Source organism: Bacillus cereus group sp. N12 (assembly GCF_016483575.1).
In the GTDB taxonomy this organism is placed as follows: Bacteria; Bacillota; Bacilli; order Bacillales; family Bacillaceae_G; genus Bacillus_A; species Bacillus_A toyonensis.
Map to the genome: position 1 here is coordinate 1 of NZ_JAEHBO010000204.1, position 404 is coordinate 404.

Sequence of the window (404 nt, forward strand, 5' to 3'; positions counted from 1 at the left end):
TTACCTATACAATTGGCTCTAGACCGACGTATTCACTTGTTTCAGAAATGTTAGAGACAGCATTAGAACGTTTACCGGAAAATCACCAACTATTGATGCATTCAGATCAAGGGTGGCATTATCAAATGAAACAATATGCCCGGACACTTGAATCAAGAGGTATTGTGCAGAGTATGTCTCGAAAAGGAAACTGTTATGACAACGCAGTAATGGAGAATTTCTTCGGGATCATGAAGTCGGAATTCCTCTACATAAAAGAGTTTGAAAGTGTAGATCATTTTAAAATAGAATTAGAAAAATATGTAGATTATTATAATACGAAACGGATAAAGGCAAAATTAAAAATGAGCCCGGTGCAATACCGGACTCATTTGGATCAAGCTGCCTAATGAAATAACCGTGTC

The 404-nt window shown here is 36.6% G+C and carries 1 protein-coding gene; it reads left to right on the forward strand.

Features of this window, described 5'->3' with window-relative positions:
• Window positions 1-389, forward strand: a 389-nt coding sequence (locus JDS92_RS30155) for an IS3 family transposase (protein WP_199633046.1), incomplete at its 5' end; no start/stop codon positions are given.
• Between the last annotated feature and the right edge of the window lie 15 nt (window positions 390-404).